The following is a 20,932-nucleotide window of genomic DNA, read 5'->3' on the forward strand; positions in this document are numbered from 1 at the left end:
GCATTTAACACTTAGGCTGCAATATAACTTATCGAATGCTCCAGCGACTGGCTGTGGCTGTCGATCAGCACATTCCAGATGCCGGTATACGGTACGGTCAACCATGCGTTATCACGATCCTGCACGCTTAAGATGTCGGACTGCGTGTCTTTGACGTGATTTTTCTCGCTCATCAGATGGATGTGACAGCGCTCGGAACAGCGCACAACCACCGTATCGCCACCAAATAACTTTAAACTCGCCTTCACTAATGCCATTTTTCACCCCGTTCTTGAAAACAACGTACTTTCTGTCGAAAGTGCTGCGTGATGTTGTTCACATTTCACTCATTGCATAACACCAAAGGGGGAGCAACAGGATGCTGATTTTGATCAAAAAATGGCATAACGATTAAACAAAAGTGACAAAATTCCTCAAAAGGATTGAAAGGGCGTGCTAACGTTCAACGAAACCGCGCCCATCTACGATTAAATCCGGAAATTATCGACACTTTCAGTGTGCTTGCCTGAAAGCGGTGTATCAGAAGGTCAGCACTTTATCTGCAGCCAGCGTCCATTGAGCCAGTTCTACCAGCGTGCCGACGGCTACTCCGTCAATTAACGGCAGTTCGGTTATGCCACGGCCATCGGTGCAGGTTTTGCACAGTTTGACTGGCACATTTTGCGCCGTCAGGATCTCCAGCATTTGCTGAATATTATATCCTTCCGCAGGTTTTTGACCGCGTAAGCCCGCCGTTACCGCGTCCGACATTAAAAACAGACGCAGGTCGAGATCCGCTTCCTGTTCGCGTAGTGCAATGGCCAGACGCAGGCTGTTAAATAACGATTCGCTTCCATAGGCTGCACCGTTCGCGACGATCACTATCTTTTGCATTTTTACTCCTGTTATCAGATGGAAGGGATAATGCCTGGTGTGTATGTTACTCCCTGTTGGCTTAAGTAGAAAAGAAAGCATGATTGCAGAAGTGGGTACCTCTTATTATCCGGGTCGGAAAATCCCGAAAACGGGGATAAAGGCTGCAATTAACAGCCGAAGACGTTATGGTTTAACTTAGGTATGCCTAATTAATTGATGTAAGAAACAACTGACGATTTGAGCCGTAATATTTATTTTTCTCTCGCTGTATTCTCACTCTTGCCGCTGGCAGGCGGTATTGCCAGCGCGCAGCCGTCTTTTGTGTACCAGGCTGAAAACCCTTTTGATAACAATAGTGATGGCTTGCCCGATCTCGGCATGGCGCCGGAGTCGCGGGCAGGCGAAAAGCATTTTGCCGAAATGGTCAAAGCCTTTGGTGAAGCCAGCATGACCGATAACGGGCTTGATACGGGTGAACAGGCGAAGCATTTCGCGTTTGGTCAGGTGCGTGACACGGTCAGCGAACAGGTGAATCAGCAACTGGAATCCTGGCTCTCTCCCTGGGGAAACGCCAGCGTTGGATTGCAGGTGGATAACGAAGGCAGCTTTACCGGAAGTCGGGGAAGCTGGTTTATCCCGTGGCAGGACAATCAACGATATTTAACCTGGAGCCAGTTAGGGCTGACGCAACAGGACGAAGGTTTAGTCAGCAATGCGGGGATTGGGCAGCGCTGGGTACGCGACGGCTGGTTTCTGGGTTACAACACCTTTTATGACAACCTGTTGGATGAAAATTTGCCCCGGGGAGGCCTCGGCGCCGAGGCGTGGGGCGAATACTTGCGCTTATCCGCTAACTATTACCAACCGTTGTCCTCCTGGCAGGAGCGTTCCGCAACCCAGGAACAACGGATGGCCCGCGGTTACGACCTGACTGCGCAAATGCGTATGCCGTTCTATCAACACCTCAATACCAGCGTCAGCGTGGAACAATATTTTGGCGACCGGGTGGATCTGTTTCATTCCGGAACCGGGTACCACAATCCTGTGGCGGTGAATCTGGGATTGAGCTATACGCCGGTGCCGTTGATTACCGTGACGGCACAACATAAGCAGGGCGAAAGTGGAGTCAGCCAGAATAACCTCGGCTTAACGCTGAATTACCGATTTGGCGTACCGCTAAAAAAACAGCTGATGGTCAGCGAGGTGGCAAACAGCCGATCGCTGCGCGGCAGTCGTTATGACGATCCGCAGCGTAACAATCTGCCGACGCTGGAATATCGCCAGCGTAAAACGCTGACGGTATTTTTGGCCACGCCGCCCTGGGATCTTAAGCCTGGAGAGACGGTGGCGCTGAAGCTGCAGGTGCGTAGTTTGTATGGGATCCGCCATTTGACCTGGCAGGGTGATACTCAGGCGTTGAGCTTAACGGCTGGCAGCAATGCGCGAAGCACGCAGGGATGGACGATTATTATGCCGAAGTGGAACAACAGCGAAGGCGCGACAAACCGCTGGCGACTGTCAGTGGTGGTAGAAGATGAGCAGGGTCAGCGTGTCTCTTCCAATGAGATCACGCTATCACTGACCGAACCGTTTATTACCGTTTCGGAAAATGATCCTCGTTAGCACTGAAACATCAACGCGTTATCAGAAAATGCGTTCCTGATGTACCCATACCGCGGCTTCAACGCGTGATTTGAGCTTCATTTTCTTCAACATATGTTTCACATGGACTTTTACCGTACTTTCAGTGATGTCCAGGCGACGGGCGATCATCTTGTTCGGCAGACCCTGGGCAATGAGCTTGAGAATGTCGCGTTCACGCGGTGTCAGTTGGGTGACATCACGGTCCGACGTTGCACGATTAGCACGCAGGCTGGCGGCCAGAACCGGCGTTAAGGCTTCACTCAGCACCATTTCACCGGCCGCTGACTGCTGTAAGGCTTTGAGTAAATCTTCCGGCTCCATATCTTTCAGCAGATAACCGTCAGCGCCGCGTTTCAGTGCGGTAACTACGTCTTCTTCATGATTGGACACGCTAAACACAACGATACGGCCCGACAGTGATTTTTCACGCAGCTTATCGAGGGTTTCCAGACCATTCATGCCGGGCATATTGAGATCAAGCAGGATCAGATCGGGATCAAGGGATTCAGCCAGCTCGATACCCTGCTCGCCATTGCTGGCTTCGCCGACAACGGTAATATCGGGCGCCATGCTGACAAGCTGTTTTACACCGGTTCGCAGCATCGGATGATCGTCGATCAGCAGGATGGTTGCCGGTTCCAGATTACTCATGGGTATCTCCTTGGACTTCTGTGAAGTTTGTTTCGGGAATAAAAGTGACAGCAACTTCAGTACCGCCCGTCTCGCGACGGCGTACGCGGCAATCGCCGCGCAAGCTCTGCGCACGGTCGCGCATTATAATCATGCCGTAGTGGTTACTGCGTTCGGCGTTTTCCGGTACGCCGCAGCCGTTATCTTGCACTGTTAGTTTGACCTGCTTGCCATTTTGCACCACCGTCACGACAACTTCATTGGCCTGAGAGTGTTTAAGTGCATTGCTCAGGGCTTCGCGCGCAATTTGTAGCAGGTGAATCGCCTGATGCGAAGGGACCAGGCGTGGCGGTAGCTGATAATCCAGCTTAACCGTAAATCCAAAACGGGCGCTGTACTCCTGACAGCTGGCTTCCAGCGCCGGTCGTAATCCAGGTTCCGTGAGCTGTAAACGGAAGGTGGTTAACAGTTCACGCAGCTGCGCCCATGAAGCATTTAGCTCGTTACGAATCTGGCTGAGCAATTCGCGACAGTTATCTGAAAGCGCATCACCCTGCATCTGCAAACAGCTAACCTGCATCTTCATACAAGAGAGCGATTGTGCAATAGAATCATGAAGTTCGCGTGCAATGGTGGCACGCTCTTCCATCACGATCAACTGCTGCTGACGCTCCTGATGTCTGTCGAGCGCGAGCGTTGCGGTCAGTTGCTCAACCAGGGTATCAACCAGCTGCTGCTGATCGTGACTGAGATGGCGTCCGTTCGGCAAGGTGGCGAGCAGAATACCATACTGGGTATGCGCATCGGTCAGCCGCCATTTCAATGTAATCCCGCCGTCAATCGCGGGTAGCGTTCCGCGAGGACACAGATGGCAGCCTTTTTCATCGCAGCTGGCATTTGACTGACAGGTAAATTCCTGATGATTGTCTTCATCTTCCAGGTCGTAAACCCGGAGTTCAATATCATGCAGTAAGGTCAGATTTTGCAGACCATTCAGTACCGGAGAGAGGCGTTCGCACAACGGTACCTGAGAGTGCAGGCGGCGGTTGGCTTGCCAAAGGAAAGAAAGGATCTGATTTTTGTGCTCCAAACCTGCCGTTTTCTCTTTCACCCGCTGTTCCAGCACGGCGTAACTTTCGGCCAGTTCTTCCGACATATTATTCAGTGCCGAACCCAGAGCAGCCATCTCATTGCGTCCGCTGATACGCGCGCGTTGGGTAAAATCACGCTGGCTGACGGCTCGCGCCATCGCCAGCAGCTGTTTCCACGGCTCTAACAGGCGCACGCGTAGCCAGATAATGGTGAAAACCAGCAGCAATGCCATAAATACGGCCATCAGGCGATGCAGCAGGACGACGCGTTCAATGCGTAATTCGGTGGTATGGTCAAAGGCGGTAACCAGCTTATCCAGACCGCCTACAAAGCGCGTTACATCCTGCGCTACCGCATCAGGCGTTTGCGCATGCGCAAGTCCCGGCGCCAGTTCAGTGTGCCAGTAATCCTGTAGCGCTTTTAACTGCGCCTGTTGTCCGTCTCGCTTTGCGGCACGCGTCAATTCCGGGCTAAACGCCGTTTGCTCCATTTCATCCAGCAGCGGTTGATCGCTCGCGTCAAGCGGCACGGCTGCCAGTAGGCGATAGCTTTGCATGCGCAGCGATCCCGCTTTGTTGATTGCATGGGCGCTACCCTGAACGCCCTGAACCAACCAGCCAGAGACAGCCATACCCGCCACGCCGATGGCTGTGGACAATAAAACAATAAGCGCCACCTGGTTGACCAGCGTAAGCGGGGAGAGACAGCGTTTAAACATGGTGACTTGTTCCTTCGGGTTTTCGTCGAACAGAAAACCTTATTGAATGACGATTCTGCTGCAGGCAGTGGCGTTATTCTCGGCGATACACTGGAGTATACCCATACCTCAAACGGGCTACCTCTTAATTGCCAGTTGAGGGAGAGATCCTGGGCGAGGGGGAGTAGGGGGCGACAGAAGCGTGAAAAACCACATCTTTTTTACCGAAGTTATGTACTCATTAAGGGTAATGATAAATTTTAGGCATGAATAATGACACCTTTTCCTTTGATTTATATCAACTTACCTCCAGCTGTAAACCCTAATGTTGCAGGCATCGAAACAAGTATCAGAGGTGTCTATGAGTCACTCATCTGCCCCGGAAAGGGCATCTGGAGCTGTAATTACCGAATGGCGGCCGGAAGATCCCGCCTTCTGGCAGCAGCGTGGTCAACGAATCGCCAGCCGTAACCTGTGGATTTCCGTCCCTTGTTTGCTGCTGGCGTTTTGCGTGTGGATGTTATTTAGCGCCGTGGCGGTGAACTTACCGAAAGTCGGATTTGATTTCACCACTGAACAGCTGTTCATGCTGACGGCATTACCTTCGGTGTCTGGCGCGCTGCTGCGTGTTCCGTACTCCTTTATGGTCCCCCTGTTTGGTGGGCGTCGCTGGACGGCATTTAGCACCGGTATCCTGATCATTCCTTGCGTATGGTTAGGGTTTGCGGTGCAGGATACGTCCACGCCGTTTAGTACCTTTATTATTATCTCCTTGTTGTGCGGCTTCGCTGGTGCGAACTTTGCGTCCAGCATGGCAAACATCAGTTTCTTCTTTCCAAAACAGAAACAGGGCGGTGCGCTGGGTCTGAACGGTGGTCTGGGCAACATGGGCGTCAGCGTGATGCAGTTGGTTGCGCCGCTGGTGGTTTCACTGTCAATCTTTGCCGCATTTGGTAGCCACGGGGTTGAACAACCGGATGGTACGCAGCTTTATCTGGCAAACGCCGCATGGATTTGGGTACCGTTCCTGGCTGTGTTAACGCTGGCTGCATGGTTTGGTATGAATGAACTGGCAACCTCAAAAGCGTCGCTGAAAGAGCAATTGCCGGTGCTGAAACGTGGGCATCTGTGGATTATGAGCCTGCTGTATCTGGCAACCTTCGGTTCATTCATCGGTTTTTCTGCCGGTTTCGCGATGCTGTCAAAAACGCAGTTTCCTGAGGTGCAGATCCTGCATTACGCCTTCTTTGGACCGCTGATTGGCGCACTGGCTCGTTCAGCGGGCGGCGCAATCTCTGACCGTCTGGGCGGGACCCGTGTAACGCTGGTGAACTTCGTGCTGATGGCTATTTTCAGTGCCTTACTGTTCCTGACGCTACCATCAAACGGTGTCGGTGGTAACTTTATCGCTTTCTTTGCAGTGTTCCTGGCATTGTTCCTGACGGCGGGTCTGGGGAGTGGCTCAACCTTCCAGATGATCTCCGTTATCTTCCGCAAGCTGACGATGGACAGAGTGAAAGCTGAAGGCGGTTCAGAAGAGAGAGCAATGCGCGAAGCAGCAACCGACACCGCGGCAGCGTTGGGCTTTATCTCAGCCATTGGTGCGATTGGCGGCTTCTTTATCCCGAAAGCATTTGGTACGTCCCTGGCGTTAACTGGTTCGCCGGTCGATGCGATGAAAGTATTTCTGATCTTCTATGTCGCTTGTGTGGTGATCACCTGGGCGGTATACGGACGTCATTCTAAAAAATAAAAAAGTTGTATACACAAAATCATTCGAACTGCCTCAAGGCGGCAAGTGAGAAATCCCCAGGCGCATACTGAAGTAAGTGACTGGGGAGAACGAACGTAGCCAATGCAGAAGCAGTTTGAAAGATGACGTGTAGGTTGATTATCCATTGCGCGGTGTTAGACCGCGCTTTTTTTTGCCCGTAATTAGTTACAACATACTTTTGTATGGTGACATGACAACAGCCTGTAAGAACGGTGCTCACAATATGCTAAGCAGGGGGGATACCCCTTAATACCCACTTGTAAAGAATTTAACATTTGAATGATAAGTGAATTTAAGAAAATCATTTAAATTCAATCTATTACGCCAGATATCAATATCCTACTTTGGGGGTATGTAAAAACCAACTCTCATTTTTCATCCCTGCCTGCCTTGATCGTTATCAATTCTCACGCCCTTTCAGAGCGTTACCTTCGCTCTCAATCAAGCAATGTCGATTTATCAGAGAGCCGTCAGGCTCCTACAGGAGAAAACCGATGAGTAAATTCCTGGACCGGTTTCGCTACTTCAAGCAGAAGGGCGAAACCTTTGCCGATGGGCATGGCCAGCTTCTCAATACCAACAGGGACTGGGAGGACGGATACCGCCAGCGTTGGCAGCATGACAAAATCGTGCGTTCAACCCACGGGGTAAACTGCACCGGCTCATGCAGCTGGAAAATCTATGTGAAAAATGGTCTGGTGACCTGGGAAACTCAGCAAACCGATTATCCGCGTACCCGTCCGGACCTGCCAAACCACGAGCCTCGTGGCTGCCCTCGTGGTGCAAGCTATTCCTGGTATCTCTACAGCGCTAACCGTCTGAAATACCCGCTGATGCGCAAACGCCTGATGAAAATGTGGCGTGAAGCGAAAAGACTGCACAGCGATCCGGTAGACGCATGGGCTTCCATCATCGAAGACGCCGATAAAGCAAAAAGCTTCAAACAAGCGCGTGGTCGTGGTGGTTTCGTGCGTTCTTCCTGGCAGGAAGTGAACGAGCTGATTGCCGCTTCTAACGTTTACACGGTCAAAACCTACGGTCCTGACCGTGTGGCGGGCTTCTCGCCGATCCCTGCGATGTCGATGGTTTCCTACGCCTCCGGTGCACGCTATCTGTCGCTGATTGGCGGCACCTGCCTGAGCTTCTACGATTGGTACTGTGACCTGCCGCCTGCGTCTCCGCAGACCTGGGGCGAGCAGACTGACGTTCCGGAATCTGCCGACTGGTATAACTCCAGCTACATCATCGCCTGGGGTTCCAACGTTCCGCAGACCCGTACCCCGGATGCGCACTTCTTTACGGAAGTTCGCTACAAAGGGACCAAAACGGTCGCCATCACCCCAGACTACGCCGAAATCGCCAAACTTTGCGATCTGTGGCTGGCTCCGAAGCAGGGCACCGATGCCGCAATGGCGCTGGCAATGGGCCACGTCATGCTGCGTGAGTTCCACCTTGATAACCCGAGCCAATACTTCACCGACTACGTGCGTCGTTACACCGACTTCCCGATGCTGGTGATGCTCGAAGAGCGTGACGGGTATTATGCGGCGGGTCGTATGCTGCGCGCCGCCGATCTGGTTGACTCCCTGGGTCAGGAAAATAATCCAGAGTGGAAAACCGTTGCCATCAATACCGACGGCGAAATGGTTGCGCCAAACGGTTCAATTGGTTTCCGCTGGGGTGAAAAAGGTAAATGGAACCTTGAGCAGCGCGACGGCACGTCCGGTAACGAAACCGAACTGCAGCTCAGCCTGTTAGGTAGCCAGGACGACATCGCTGAAGTCGGCTTCCCGTACTTTGGCGGCGAAGGCACCGAGCACTTTAGTAAAGTTGAACTGGAAAATGTTCTGCTGCACAAACTGCCGGTAAAACGCCTGCAGCTGGCAGATGGCTCTACCGCGCTGGTGACTACCGTTTACGATCTGACCATGGCCAACTACGGTCTGGAACGCGGTCTGAACGATGAAAACTGCGCCTCCAGCTACGACGATATCAAAGCGTATACCCCGGCATGGGCAGAAAAAATCACTGGCGTATCACGCTCTCAGATCGTGCGTATTGCCCGTGAGTTTGCCGATAACGCCGATAAAACCCACGGACGTTCGATGATCATCGTCGGCGCGGGTCTGAACCACTGGTATCACCTCGATATGAACTATCGTGGGCTTATCAACATGTTGGTGTTCTGTGGTTGCGTCGGTCAGAGCGGCGGCGGTTGGGCCCACTATGTCGGCCAGGAAAAACTGCGTCCGCAGACCGGTTGGCAGCCGCTGGCGTTTGGCCTTGACTGGCAGCGTCCGGCACGTCACATGAACAGTACGTCCTATTTCTATAACCACTCCAGCCAATGGCGCTATGAGACGGTTACGGCACAGGAACTACTGTCCCCGATGGCGGATAAGTCTCGCTATAGCGGCCATCTGATTGACTTCAACGTTCGCGCTGAACGTATGGGCTGGCTGCCGTCCGCGCCGCAGTTGGGTACTAACCCGCTGTACATTGCGCGTGAGGCGGAAAAAGTCGGTATGACACCGGTGGATTACACCGTTAAATCTCTGAAGGAAGGTTCTATTCGCTTTGCGGCTGAACAACCAGAGAACGGTAAAAACCATCCGCGTAACCTGTTTATCTGGCGTTCTAACCTGCTCGGCTCTTCCGGTAAAGGCCACGAGTACATGCTGAAGTATCTGCTGGGTACTGAACATGGTATTCAGGGGCTGGATCTGGGTAAACAGGGGGGCGTGAAGCCAGAAGAAGTGGAATGGCAGGATAACGGCCTGGACGGCAAACTGGATCTGGTGGTCACGCTGGACTTCCGTCTGTCGAGCACCTGTCTGTACTCTGACATCGTGCTGCCGACCGCCACCTGGTATGAAAAAGACGATATGAATACCTCGGATATGCATCCGTTTATTCATCCGTTGTCTGCCGCCGTTGATCCAGCGTGGGAATCGAAGAGCGACTGGGAAATCTACAAGGCTATCGCTAAGAAATTCTCTGAAGTTTGCGTGGGCCACCTCGGCAAAGAAACCGACGTAGTGACGCTGCCTATCCAGCACGACTCCGCCGCCGAACTGGCGCAGCCGTTGGATGTTAAAGACTGGAAAAAAGGCGAATGCGATCTGATCCCAGGCGTTACCGCGCCGCACATCATGACCGTTGAGCGTGATTACCCGGCAACCTACGAACGCTTCACCTCTATCGGTCCGTTAATGGACAAAATCGGTAACGGCGGGAAAGGGATTGCCTGGAACACCCAGAGCGAAATGGACCTGCTGCGTAAGCTCAACTACACCAAGGCTGAAGGCCCGGCAAAAGGCCAGCCGATGCTGAATACGGCGATTGATGCCGCTGAAATGATCCTCACCCTGGCACCGGAAACCAACGGTCAGGTGGCGGTGAAAGCCTGGGCGGCGCTGAGTGAATTTACCGGTCGTGACCATACGCATCTGGCGCTGAATAAAGAAGACGAGAAAATCCGCTTCCGCGATATTCAGGCGCAGCCGCGCAAAATTATCTCCAGCCCGACCTGGTCAGGTCTGGAAGACGAACATGTTTCTTACAACGCTGGTTACACCAACGTTCACGAGCTGATCCCATGGCGTACGCTGACTGGTCGCCAGCAGCTGTATCAGGATCATCAGTGGATGCGAGACTTCGGTGAAAGCCTGCTGGTTTACCGTCCGCCAATCGACACCCGTTCGGTGAAAGAGGTGATGGGCGAGAAATCAAATGGTAACCCGGAAAAAGCGCTCAACTTCCTGACGCCACACCAGAAGTGGGGTATCCACTCCACCTACAGCGATAACCTGCTGATGCTGACGTTAGGCCGCGGCGGTCCAATTGTGTGGATGAGCGAAGCGGATGCGAAAGATCTGGGTATCGAGGATAACGACTGGATCGAAGTCTTCAACAGTAACGGTGCGCTGACGGCGCGTGCAGTTGTCAGCCAACGTGTTCCGGCCGGGATGACCATGATGTATCACGCCCAGGAACGTATTGTGAATATTCCGGGGTCGGAGATTACCGAGCAGCGTGGCGGGATCCATAACTCGGTGACCCGTATTACACCGAAACCGACGCACATGATTGGTGGTTATGCCCACCTGGCCTACGGCTTTAACTACTACGGCACCGTAGGTTCGAACCGTGATGAGTTCGTGGTGGTTCGTAAGATGAAGAACATTGACTGGTTGGATGGCGAAGGCAATGACCAGGTACAGGAGAGCGTAAAATGAAAATTCGTTCACAAGTCGGCATGGTGCTGAATCTCGATAAGTGCATCGGTTGCCACACCTGTTCAGTAACCTGTAAAAACGTCTGGACCAGCCGTGAAGGTGCGGAGTATGCCTGGTTTAACAACGTTGAAACCAAACCGGGTACTGGCTTCCCAACTGATTGGGAAAACCAGGAAAAATGGAAGGGCGGTTGGATCCGTAAGATCAACGGTAAGCTGGTGCCGCGCATGGGTAACAAAGCGCTGCTGCTGGGTAAAATCTTTGCTAACCCACATTTGCCAGGCATTGATGACTACTACGAGCCGTTTGACTTCGATTACCAGACGCTGCACAACACCCCGGCAGACAGCAAAGCGCAGCCGATTGCCCGTCCGCGCTCGCTGATCACCGGTCAGCGTATGGATAAAATCACCAAAGGTCCGAACTGGGAAGATGACCTCGGTGGTGAGTTTGAGAAGCTGGCGAAAGACAAGAACTTCGAGAACATGCAGAAGGCGATGTACGGCCAGTTCGAAAACACCTTCATGATGTATTTGCCGCGTCTGTGCGAGCACTGCCTTAACCCGGCGTGCGTGGCGACCTGCCCGAGCGGTGCCATCTACAAGCGTGAAGAAGATGGCATCGTGCTGATCGATCAGGACAAGTGCCGCGGCTGGCGTATGTGCATCACCGGTTGCCCGTATAAAAAAATCTATTTCAACTGGAAGAGCGGTAAGTCAGAGAAGTGCATCTTCTGCTATCCGCGTATCGAAGCCGGTCAGCCGACCGTGTGCTCCGAAACCTGCGTCGGTCGTATCCGTTACCTCGGCGTACTGCTGTATGACGCGGATGCGATTGAAAGCGCGGCAAGCACCGAGCATGAGAAAGATCTGTATCAGCGACAACTGGACGTGTTCCTCGATCCGAACGATCCGGCTGTTATTGAACAGGCGCTGAAAGATGGTATCCCGCTGAGCGTCATCGATGCCGCACAGCAGTCTCCGGTTTACAAAATGGCGATGGACTGGAAGCTGGCGCTGCCGCTACATCCGGAATACCGCACACTGCCGATGGTCTGGTACGTGCCGCCATTGTCACCGATTCAGTCAGCTGCTGATGCGGGCGAGTTGGGCAGCAACGGTATCCTGCCGGATGTTGACAGCCTGCGTATCCCGGTTCAGTACCTGGCGAACCTGCTGACCGCAGGTGACACCCAGCCGGTGTTGTTGGCGCTGAAACGTATGCTGGCGATGCGCCACTACAAACGTACGGAAACCGTTGACGGCAAAGTTGATACCCGTGCGCTGGAAGAGGTGGGCTTAAGCGAAGCGCAGGCACAGGAAATGTATCGTTACCTGGCGATCGCGAACTACGAAGATCGTTTCGTGGTGCCGAGTAGCCATCGTGAACTGGCGCGTGACGCGTTCCCGGAGAAAAGCGGTTGTGGCTTTACCTTCGGTGACGGTTGCCACGGTTCTGATACTAAATTCAATCTGTTCAACAGCCGCCGCATCGATGCTGTCGATGTGACCAGCAAAACGGAGCCGCACCAATGATTGAACTCGTCATTGTTTCGCGTCTGCTCGAGTACCCGGATGCTGCCTTGTGGCAGCATCAGCAGGAACTTTTCGATGCACTCGCGTCATCTGAGAACCTGGATAAAGAGGATGCCCAGACTCTGGGCGTTTTCCTGCGCGATCTAACCGCGCAGGACATGCTGGATGTGCAGGCCGCCTACAGCGAACTGTTTGACCGTGGCCGTGCCACATCGCTGCTGCTGTTTGAACATGTTCACGGTGAATCCCGCGATCGCGGTCAGGCTATGGTTGACCTGATGGCGCAGTATGAGCAGCACGGTTTGCAGCTCGACAGCCGCGAACTTCCCGATCATCTGCCGCTATATCTGGAATACCTTGCGCAACTGCCGAAAAGCGAAGCGCTAGGTGGCTTACAGGATATTGCGCCGATTCTGGCACTGCTCAGCGCTCGTTTGCAACAGCGTGAAAGCCGTTATGCGGTGCTGTTCGATCTGCTGTTAAAACTGGCGAATACCGTTATCGACAGCGAAAAAGTGGCTGAAAAAATTGCGGATGAAGCCCGTGATGATACCCCACAAGCGCTGGATGCGGTCTGGGAAGAAGAGCAGGTGAAATTCTTCGCCGATCAGGGGTGTGGCGAGTCGGAAATCTCCGCTCACCAGCGTCGTTTTGCCGGGGCCGTTGCGCCGCAGTATCTGAATATCACCACCGGAGGACAGCAATAATGCACTTCCTGAATACGTTCTTCTTTGACATCTATCCGTACATCGCGGGTTCTGTCTTTCTGATCGGCAGCTGGCTGCGTTATGACTACGGGCAATATACCTGGCGTGCGGCTTCCAGTCAGATGCTGGATCGCAAAGGGATGAACCTGGCGTCAAACCTGTTTCACATCGGGATCCTGGGTATTTTTGCAGGGCACTTCCTTGGCATGTTGACGCCGCACTGGATGTATGAAGCGTGGCTACCGCTTGAAGTGAAACAAAAGATGGCAATGTTTGCGGGCGGTGCCAGTGGCCTGATGTGTCTGATTGGTGGCGTACTGCTGCTGAAACGTCGTCTGTTCAGCCCACGCGTGCGGGCCACCACTACCGGAGCGGATATTCTGATCCTCTCACTGCTGGTGATCCAGTGTGCGCTGGGCCTGCTGACCATTCCGTTCTCCGCCCAGCATATGGACGGTAGCGAGATGATGAAGCTGGTGAATTGGGCGCAGACAGTGGTGACATTCCACGGCGGAGCGTCTCAGTATCTGGATGGCGTCGCATTTATTTTCCGTGTGCACCTTGTGCTGGGTATGACGCTGTTCCTGTTGTTCCCGTTCTCGCGTCTGGTACACATCTGGAGCGTCCCGGTCGAGTATTTGACCCGCAAGTACCAGATTGTTCGCGCACGTCACTAAGCCAAGATATAAACGCAAAAAACCAGGACAAAGCTCCTGGTTTTTTTTGCATTTGATTTCGATATCATGCTGCGAATCGTGGAATAAAGAAATGAAGCATAATGGAATATTCAGCTCACCCTGGCGTTAACATGGCGCTAAAAATCGTCTCGACCGGCATTGCTCTGCCGCCGACACGGATCACATCATCAATGCTTGACCTTCAACTCGGCAAACCCTCGGGCTATGTGGAAAAACGTTCGGGTATTGCCTGGCGCTATCACGTGACCAACGATGCCAGCCAGGCTGAGCTAGCGGCACAGGCGCTACACCATGCGCTTGACGCCGGGGCGTTATCACCGTCTTCCATTGATCTGCTGATTTGCGCGTCAGCCATTCCGTTTCAGGCTCTCCCGTGTAGTGCAACCCATATTCTGAAAGCTGCAAGGATGCCTGCCGGAATCGCGGGTTTCGACATCAACAGCAGCTGCGTTAGCTTTATTTCCGCACTGGAAGTGGCAGCCGGATTGGTAAACACCGGTGCGTATTGTCGTATCGCCATTGTGTCAGCAGATATTTCCTCGCGCGGTATTGACTGGGGGCATGAAGAATCCTCGCTGATTTTTGGCGATGGTGCGGCATGCGTTATTGTCGAACGTGGCGACGGTTCAACCGGCATTCTGGCAAGCTTGATTGAGATGTATCCGGACGGTAGCGAGTTGTGTGAAATTCGCGCGGGCGGCACGCGGCGTAACCCCCGTGCAGGGATGATCGAGAGTGATTTTCTGTTTCACATGCAGGGGAAATCATTGTTTCGTTATGCTTCTTCCTTAATTGAGGATTACTTTGCCCGCCTGCTGGCGAAAAGCGACGTTACGCTGTCCGACATTGCCACGGTGGTGCCGCATCAGGCCAGCCATCTGTCGCTGGAACATATGCGTAAACGACTGCGCGTGCCGGAATCCGCTCTCATTGACATCTACCGCCACTATGGCAATCAGGTCGCGGCGTCTATACCAACCGCGCTGCACGAGGCCATCGTTAGTGGACGACTGGTCGCAGGTCAACCGGCAATGCTGATAGGGACGGCAGCAGGGCTGACGCTGGCGGGCATGGTCTTCATACCGTGAAAATTCTGCTGACCGGCGCGACCAGTGGGCTGGGGCGCAATGCCGCAGAGTCTTTACTGATGTCCGGACACGATGTGGTGGCTATCGGGCGCAATACGAATCAGGGGGCAGCGCTTACGCAATGGGGAGCGAGGTTTGTGCCACTCGATCTGGCGTGCGCCAGCGATAAGGACTTTTTCAGGCTGGTCGACGGCTGTGATGCCGTGTGGCACTGTGCGGCAAAGTCATCGCCGTGGGGTAGCCGCGCTGATTTTTACCAGAACAACGTTCTGGTTACGCAGCGGCTGGCGCAGGCGGCGGGCAGGGCGCAGATCCCGCGCTTCGTTCATATTTCCACTCCGGCGGTGTATTTCGATTTCCGCCACCACTATGATCTGCCGGAGAGCTACCTTGCACGCCGCTTTAGTAGCCACTATGCCGATAGTAAATATGCCGCAGAACTGGTGATTACCGACGCGGTGCGCGCTTTTTCAGCGACGACATTTATTATGCTGCGTCCGCGCGGCCTGTTTGGCCCATATGATAATGTGATTGTCCCGCGACTGCTACAGCAGATTCATCGGGACGGCGGCGTGCTACGTTTACCGCGCGGTGGTGAGGTGCTGCTGGATCTCACTTTCGTGCAGAACGTGGTGTATGCCATGGAGCTGGCTACGACGGTGGCGTCGCTGCCTTCTGGTCGCGTCTATAACGTGACTAACCATCAACCCCAGCGGCTGAAGGTGATGCTTGATGCGCTTTTGCGAGAACAGCTTGGGCTACGTTATCGCCTGTGTCAGGTGCCGTGGCAGCTGTTGTCTCTGGTCGCCAGCGGAATGGAACTCATCGGACGCTGTCTTGATAAAGAGCCGCCAGTAACTCGCTACAGTGCAGGCACCGTCTGTTTTGATATGACACTGAGTACACAACAAGCCATCAATGAACTGGGTTATCGACCAAGAATTTCAATGACGGAAGGCATTGCACTGACCGGCGAATGGATGAGAAAGCATGGCAACTATCACCGCCTTTGAGGTTGGGTACTGCACGCATATAGGGTGTATGGCACTAAAAGGCGCCGGGTTGCGCGTTTGCAAATTCCCGTCGCGGGCATACTTGCTGGAAGCTGGCGATCAACGCTGGCTATGGGATACCGGTTACGCCTCGTGGTTTGAGCAATACACCCGTTCTGGCGTTTTTCGATTCTACCGTCAGGTGACGCCAGTCTACTTCGACCCAAACGCCTCGTTGGCCCGACAGTTGCTCGCACGAGGGCTGGTCAGCTGCGATATCAGCGCCATTATTCTGTCGCATTTTCATGCCGATCATGTGGCCGGACTACGTGATTTCCCCGATGTCAGCTGCATCTGTTCGGGTGAAGGGTGGGCGCAGGTCAGAACGCTGCGCGGATTTGGTGCCCTGCGCCAGGCCTTTGTGCCAGGACTGTTTCCGGCAGAATTTGAGTCGTCGTTAACGTTTATTGAGCGTTTTGAGCACCTGATATTACCCGCTGCGTTGGCACCCTTTACGCGCGGCTATGAACTTCCGGGAAGTGATGGGCAGATAATCCTGGTGCCGCTTCCAGGCCACGCTGCCGGGCATATTGGCGCGTTTGTGTTGACGGATGATGGATGGACATTGCTGGCGGCTGATGCGGCCTGGTCGCCCGCCAGTTATCGTGAGCTACGAGGTCCGTCCCGGCTGGCAAATTTGGTCATGTCTGATTCCACTGCGTATTACCAGACCCTTGCGCGGTTAAATCAACTCTGGCAGAACGGCGCTACGGATATTCAGTTATGCCATGAGGGTGATTTATGATCCCATTCGCGCTTCTCTGGCGCTATTTCTGCACCCGCAAGCTGCGCTTTACCGACAGGGCCTCTCTTGAGGCCTGGCAGGAAAAAAGAATGCAGGCTTTCCGTCGCCGGGTATTAGTGAAAAGTCCGTGGTTCCGAGATTATCTAGCGAGGCCTTTTTGCGAATGGCCGACGATGGACAAAACGCAGATGATGACCCATTTTGATGAGATGAACACGGCCGGGTTACAGCGTGATGCTCTGATGGCATGCGCGTTGCGCAGTGAACACAATCGCGATTTCTCGCCTAAGGTCGGTGAGTTTAGCGTGGGCCTGTCTTCCGGAACTTCCGGGCAACGCGGGCTGTTTGTGGTGAGTCCACAGGAGCAACTGCTGTGGGCGGGGGCGATTCTGGCAAAAGTCCTGCCCGATGGATTGCTGGCTGGTGAGCGCGTGGCATTGTTCCTGCGTGCAGATAATAATCTGTACCGCAGAGTGAATAATCGCTGGCTCAGTCTGGAATATTACGATCTTCTTGCCCCGTTTCAGCCGCAGCTCGCACAGCTTGAGGCGCAGATACCGACGCTGATTGTTGCTCCCGCGCAGGTACTGCGCGCGCTGGCGCTGGCCGTACGTGCCGGAACGCTGACTCTGAAGGTGAAAAAAGTGATTTCGGTGGCGGAGGTGCTGGAGGAGCAGGATCGCACTTTGCTGCGCGACGTATTCGGCGAGGTCGGTGAAATTTATCAGGCTACTGAGGGCTTTCTGGCCTCAACCTGCGCCTGCGGTACGCTGCATCTGAACGAAGAGTTTATTCATGTCGAGCCGGAATGGCTAGATGAGCAGCGGTTTATTCCGGTTATCACTGACTTTACCCGCAGCACGCAGCCGGTGGTTCGCTACCGCCTTAATGACGTACTGGTGGCGAGTGATAAGCCGTGCCCTTGTGGCAGTGCCGCCAGGGCGATTGTCCGTATTGAAGGTCGGCAGGACGATCAGTTGCTGCTGCCTGACGTGACGGGAGGAGAGCTGGTCGTATTTGCCGATGCCTGTAGCCGGGTGCTGGCTATCGTGTTGCCCCCCATGGTCGATTATCGGTTGGCACAGACGGCCGCCGACGCGCTCTCGCTTACCGCTGATTGCGAGCCGACGACGTTACAAGCCTGCCAGCAGGCGCTGAATGATTTTTTTGCCCGTCAGGGCGTGGATGTGTCGCGTCTGGCGTGGACGCAAATATCAGCATCGCCACCGACGCAGTTTGACGCGAAACGGCGGCGGATTATCCGCCAGTGGGGCGCAGTATGAGAATGATATTTTTGCGACTTAAACAGATGCTGCTGGGCTGGGGTACGGTGGGGATCGTTTATTCGTGTTGCGATCGTTTGCAGGGGCAGGGATCGCTGCTTACGCCCTGGGTCATCGATCGGGTGATTCCCTTTTCACCCACGGCGGTCTGGCTTTATTTATCGTTCTTTCTGCTTATTCCAGCAGGCTACTTTCTGGTGCCGCTGGTGCAATTACGCTGGCTTACGCTTGCCATGCAGATTGCGGCAATAGGGGCTGGGAGTATTTATCTTATGTGGCCGACGACGATGCAGTATCCGCCGCTGGCCGTTGACGGGCTGTCGTCTCAGGTACTGGGCTGGTTGATCGGTATCGATTCGCCGCAGAACTGCTTTCCCTCCTTTCACGCGGGGTTAACGTTGCTTACTGTCTGGGCTATCGCTATGCGGCGGCAGACGGTGATAACCACGGTGAGTCTGGTGTGGGCGCTGGCGATTGCTATCTCGATCCTTCAGTTGCGTAGACATTTATTTATCGATTTAGTGGGTGGCGTGTTACTGGCCGGAGGAAGCGGCTGGCTGGCAATGTATATCGTCGCAAGGAAAAAGCAACACAGGGAAATACGTTATGAGTGAATTATTGTACCCCATTATTTTTATGTTAATACTGGTGACCTGCGAGGCGTGTTTTCTGCAATGGTCGCGCAAAAAGAAAATCGACTGGCGCGATGTGATTTTCAATCTCAATTCCGGGCATATTGTGCTGTGGATGTTTCGCTGCCTGGAAGTGCTGTGTTATGCGCTGATTCTCCAGTACGCAAATTTGCATCTTTTTGATGGGGTAGCTGCAGGCTGGGTCTGGCTGTTTACGGTGGTCGCGTGGGATCTCTGCTTCTACTGGCTGCATCGCCTCCATCACGAGCGGCGCTGGCTGTGGGCGGTGCATGTTGTCCATCATCAGGGGGAACACTATAACCTGTCCCTGGGGGTCAGAAATTCCTGGTATTCATCCCTTACGGGGATCCCATTTTTTATGGTGCTGGCGGTGTGCGGCGTTCCGTTGACGGTGTACCTGACCGTTTCGGTCATCCACTACACTGTTCAGTTTTTTAACCATAATGCGTTTACGCCCCGCCTTGGCTGGCTGGAAAAGGTATTTATTACGCCGTCTCACCATCGTGTACACCACTTGAATGAAAAACGCTATGCCGATACCAATTATGGCGGCACCTTTCTTATCTGGGATCGGCTATTCGGCACGTATTGTAAAGCACCGCCCGTAGAATCGGTTGAGTTCGGGGTGAAAGGCAGCCAGCTTTCAGGCAACCCGCTACGTGAAAGCAATGTGCCTTTTCTCAAGCTGCTTGGGCTAGCGCCTTCTCAACGTCAGAGCGAGCGTCAGAGTAGTGGCGGGGCGATGATCCTTATTACGGGTGCGCTGTTATTATTTGTTCTGGTTCTGGGCTATATCCAGCGGTACGGCTACCAAATCGAAAGTATGTCGCCTGAACAGGCACTACTGGTTGTGCTATTGGCGGCAGGCACAGTGGCGCTTGGCGGTATCAGCGACGGACAGCGCTGGGGGAAGCGAGTCTGGGGTGGGGTTACGCTACTGTTATTGGTCCATCCGCTGCTGTTTACGTGGCATGAACTTCTCTGGCGCGTGACGCCTGTCCTGCTGGTTATCCACGGCATGATGGTCTTCTGCGGGGTTGGTAGCCGAACAGTAGGAGCGGCGCGTGAATCTGTTTAATCCACAGACGCGACTGACCTTTCCTGCGGATGACCCAGCGCTGGTCAAGGCATTGCAGGTTCAGTCTCGCGCCTTGCTGATTGCGCATAACGATCGACGCTACGCCGATAGGTGGGCCATTGTTAAAGCTATAGTGCTGGTTGCGGCCTGGCTTTCCTGCTATCTCATCGCCCTGGGCGCGCAGGCAAAATGGGCCTTTGCGCTGGCGTACCTCGCGATGATGCTGTTTGCGATGTTGCTGGCCGTAAACGTGGTGCATGATGCCTCGCATAATGCGTTTTTGCGAGGGAAGCGCGCCAATGCTCGACTTAGTTTTCTGGCGGCCCTGCCTTTGGGCCTGGATGCTGACAGCTGGCGCGTGCGCCACGTCAGATTTCATCACGGGTTTACCAATATTGAGTGTTACGATCCGGACACCGCTGAAAACGGTTTACTGCGTCAGACCCCCTGGCAGCGCTGGCGACCTTTTATGCGTGCGCAGCGTTTTTACTGGCCGTTGGTGGCCGGTTTGACATTTCCCTGGTATATCTGGGTGGTCGACTGGTTGGATCGCTGCGGACTAACGCCGGTTACGCCGCACCTGGCCCGGCGCGGTGCGGCGGGCTGGAGCCGTTTTCTGGTCAGTAAAGCGGTGCATCTGATATTAATGCTGGCGCTGCCTCTATGGCTTCTGGCGGAGCGGCTGGGCGAGCTTACCGTGCTGGGGACCTATGTGGTGAGCCAGCTTATCGCATCGATGATTTTCGTCATGCTGATCATCGGGACTCACTGGGCCAAAGGATACTCTCAGCTTCCGCCATCGACAGGACGCATGACGCAGGGAAGGATCGCGCATACTTTCGCCACTACCTTCGACTGGCGGCCCACGCCTGCGTGGCTGGGATACTGGCTTGGCGGTATCAATCTTCATTTGACGCATCATCTATTTCCCCATTGGCATCATCGCCATTACCCGGCGCTTTGCCGCATTATTGCCGATATTGCACAGCAGCAGGGGATGGATTACTCCATGCTCACTCAGCGTGATTTGCTGTCGCTCCAACAGCATTTTCTCCGGAAGATGGGGCAACCACCAGAGCGTGATGCGCCATGAAGATCTTACTCACCGGCGTGTCCGGGTTTATTGCCGGCGCTTTTTTGCGGCGGTTTGCCGACGATCCGCA

At 54.0% G+C, this 20,932-nt stretch carries 17 protein-coding genes; 13 read left to right on the forward strand and 4 right to left on the reverse strand.

All coding sequences use genetic code 11. The features are described 5' to 3' along the window. Positions 1–11 precede the first annotated feature (11 nt). Both OGY83_RS03605 and OGY83_RS03610 read right to left on the reverse strand, forming a co-directional pair. Complete coding sequence (locus OGY83_RS03605; RefSeq protein WP_003020763.1) at positions 12–257, reverse strand: DUF1883 domain-containing protein; 246 nt, start codon at positions 255–257, stop codon at positions 12–14. Positions 258–519: 262 nt separating this feature from the next. Beyond that, positions 520–873: a DsrE/DsrF/TusD sulfur relay family protein gene (locus tag OGY83_RS03610; protein ID WP_047410733.1), complete on the reverse strand. Its 354-nt coding sequence runs from the start codon at positions 871–873 to the stop codon at positions 520–522. 219 nt (positions 874–1,092) lie between these two features. Here OGY83_RS03610 and OGY83_RS03615 point away from each other — a divergent pair, with 219 nt between their 5' ends. Then, on the forward strand, positions 1,093–2,478 hold the full coding sequence (locus OGY83_RS03615) for a YchO/YchP family invasin (RefSeq protein WP_286635305.1): 1,386 nt from the start codon (positions 1,093–1,095) through the stop codon (positions 2,476–2,478). Positions 2,479–2,499: 21 nt separating this feature from the next. On the opposite strand, the gene narL is transcribed toward OGY83_RS03615, so the two are convergent. Together narL and narX are read right to left on the reverse strand one after the other, a co-directional pair. After that, positions 2,500–3,150 (reverse strand): two-component system response regulator NarL, encoded by a 651-nt coding sequence (narL, locus tag OGY83_RS03620; protein ID WP_003833392.1) that lies wholly within the window; start codon positions 3,148–3,150, stop codon positions 2,500–2,502. Beyond that, a complete protein-coding gene (gene narX / locus OGY83_RS03625; RefSeq protein WP_123267325.1) occupies positions 3,143–4,939 on the reverse strand; it encodes a nitrate/nitrite two-component system sensor histidine kinase NarX in 1,797 nt (598 codons plus the stop codon). The genes narL and narX overlap by 8 nt, the downstream gene beginning before the upstream one ends. 340 nt (positions 4,940–5,279) lie before the next feature. Between narX and OGY83_RS03630 the strand changes: the two genes are divergently transcribed. The 12 genes from OGY83_RS03630 (at position 5,280) to OGY83_RS03685 (ending at position 20,862) form a co-directional block, all read left to right on the forward strand. Further along, positions 5,280–6,671 carry a NarK family nitrate/nitrite MFS transporter gene (locus OGY83_RS03630; RefSeq protein ID WP_079937409.1) on the forward strand — a complete coding sequence of 464 codons (1,392 nt, stop codon included), beginning with the start codon at positions 5,280–5,282 and terminating at the stop codon, positions 6,669–6,671. 515 nt (positions 6,672–7,186) lie between these two features. Continuing rightward, the gene (locus tag OGY83_RS03635) at positions 7,187–10,930 is read left to right on the forward strand and encodes a nitrate reductase subunit alpha (protein WP_191235268.1); all 3,744 of its coding nucleotides are present in this window, start codon (positions 7,187–7,189) and stop codon (positions 10,928–10,930) included. Beyond that, positions 10,927–12,465: a nitrate reductase subunit beta gene (gene narH / locus OGY83_RS03640; RefSeq protein ID WP_003020747.1), complete on the forward strand. Its 1,539-nt coding sequence runs from the start codon at positions 10,927–10,929 to the stop codon at positions 12,463–12,465. The genes OGY83_RS03635 and narH overlap by 4 nt, the downstream gene beginning before the upstream one ends. Continuing rightward, positions 12,462–13,172, forward strand: coding sequence for a nitrate reductase molybdenum cofactor assembly chaperone (gene narJ / locus OGY83_RS03645; protein ID WP_079937407.1), 711 nt, complete (start codon positions 12,462–12,464; stop codon positions 13,170–13,172). Before narH ends, narJ begins: the two co-directional genes overlap by 4 nt. Then, positions 13,172–13,849, forward strand: coding sequence for a respiratory nitrate reductase subunit gamma (narI, locus tag OGY83_RS03650; protein ID WP_079937406.1), 678 nt, complete (start codon positions 13,172–13,174; stop codon positions 13,847–13,849). The genes narJ and narI overlap by 1 nt, the downstream gene beginning before the upstream one ends. 101 nt (positions 13,850–13,950) lie before the next feature. Continuing rightward, complete coding sequence (locus OGY83_RS03655) at positions 13,951–14,958, forward strand: 3-oxoacyl-[acyl-carrier-protein] synthase III C-terminal domain-containing protein (RefSeq protein WP_286635306.1); 1,008 nt, start codon at positions 13,951–13,953, stop codon at positions 14,956–14,958. Further along, positions 14,955–15,971 (forward strand): NAD-dependent epimerase/dehydratase family protein, encoded by a 1,017-nt coding sequence (locus tag OGY83_RS03660; protein WP_286635307.1) that lies wholly within the window; start codon positions 14,955–14,957, stop codon positions 15,969–15,971. Before OGY83_RS03655 ends, OGY83_RS03660 begins: the two co-directional genes overlap by 4 nt. Further along, entirely contained in the window at positions 15,949–16,755 is an 807-nt protein-coding gene (locus OGY83_RS03665) for an MBL fold metallo-hydrolase (protein WP_191235271.1), read from the forward strand. The genes OGY83_RS03660 and OGY83_RS03665 overlap by 23 nt, the downstream gene beginning before the upstream one ends. Then, positions 16,752–18,038, forward strand: coding sequence for a F390 synthetase-related protein (locus tag OGY83_RS03670; protein WP_286635308.1), 1,287 nt, complete (start codon positions 16,752–16,754; stop codon positions 18,036–18,038). The genes OGY83_RS03665 and OGY83_RS03670 overlap by 4 nt, the downstream gene beginning before the upstream one ends. Further along, a complete protein-coding gene (locus OGY83_RS03675; protein WP_079937401.1) occupies positions 18,035–18,652 on the forward strand; it encodes a phosphatase PAP2 family protein in 618 nt (205 codons plus the stop codon). Before OGY83_RS03670 ends, OGY83_RS03675 begins: the two co-directional genes overlap by 4 nt. Continuing rightward, positions 18,645–19,769 (forward strand): sterol desaturase family protein, encoded by a 1,125-nt coding sequence (locus OGY83_RS03680; protein WP_286635309.1) that lies wholly within the window; start codon positions 18,645–18,647, stop codon positions 19,767–19,769. Before OGY83_RS03675 ends, OGY83_RS03680 begins: the two co-directional genes overlap by 8 nt. After that, positions 19,756–20,862 (forward strand): fatty acid desaturase family protein, encoded by a 1,107-nt coding sequence (locus tag OGY83_RS03685; RefSeq protein WP_286635310.1) that lies wholly within the window; start codon positions 19,756–19,758, stop codon positions 20,860–20,862. The genes OGY83_RS03680 and OGY83_RS03685 overlap by 14 nt, the downstream gene beginning before the upstream one ends. Positions 20,863–20,932 lie beyond the last annotated feature (70 nt).

The organism is Citrobacter sp. Cpo090 (assembly GCF_030332665.1).
Taxonomy (GTDB): Bacteria; Pseudomonadota; Gammaproteobacteria; order Enterobacterales; family Enterobacteriaceae; genus Citrobacter; species Citrobacter portucalensis.

Bases quoted from the DNA above. Each gene is read 5' to 3' on its own strand.
- OGY83_RS03605 (WP_003020763.1), bottom strand. From the start codon at position 257: ATGGCATTAGTGAAGGCGAGTTTAAAGTTATTTGGTGGCGATACGGTG.
- OGY83_RS03610 (WP_047410733.1), bottom strand. From the start codon at position 873: ATGCAAAAGATAGTGATCGTCGCGAACGGTGCAGCCTATGGAAGCGAA.
- narL (WP_003833392.1), bottom strand. From the start codon at position 3,150: ATGAGTAATCTGGAACCGGCAACCATCCTGCTGATCGACGATCATCCG.
- narX (WP_123267325.1), bottom strand. From the start codon at position 4,939: ATGTTTAAACGCTGTCTCTCCCCGCTTACGCTGGTCAACCAGGTGGCG.
- OGY83_RS03630 (WP_079937409.1), top strand. From the start codon at position 5,280: ATGAGTCACTCATCTGCCCCGGAAAGGGCATCTGGAGCTGTAATTACC.
- OGY83_RS03635 (WP_191235268.1), top strand. From the start codon at position 7,187: ATGAGTAAATTCCTGGACCGGTTTCGCTACTTCAAGCAGAAGGGCGAA.
- narH (WP_003020747.1), top strand. From the start codon at position 10,927: ATGAAAATTCGTTCACAAGTCGGCATGGTGCTGAATCTCGATAAGTGC.
- narJ (WP_079937407.1), top strand. From the start codon at position 12,462: ATGATTGAACTCGTCATTGTTTCGCGTCTGCTCGAGTACCCGGATGCT.
- narI (WP_079937406.1), top strand. From the start codon at position 13,172: ATGCACTTCCTGAATACGTTCTTCTTTGACATCTATCCGTACATCGCG.
- OGY83_RS03655 (WP_286635306.1), top strand. From the start codon at position 13,951: ATGGAATATTCAGCTCACCCTGGCGTTAACATGGCGCTAAAAATCGTC.
- OGY83_RS03665 (WP_191235271.1), top strand. From the start codon at position 15,949: ATGGCAACTATCACCGCCTTTGAGGTTGGGTACTGCACGCATATAGGG.
- OGY83_RS03670 (WP_286635308.1), top strand. From the start codon at position 16,752: ATGATCCCATTCGCGCTTCTCTGGCGCTATTTCTGCACCCGCAAGCTG.
- OGY83_RS03675 (WP_079937401.1), top strand. From the start codon at position 18,035: ATGAGAATGATATTTTTGCGACTTAAACAGATGCTGCTGGGCTGGGGT.
- OGY83_RS03680 (WP_286635309.1), top strand. From the start codon at position 18,645: ATGAGTGAATTATTGTACCCCATTATTTTTATGTTAATACTGGTGACC.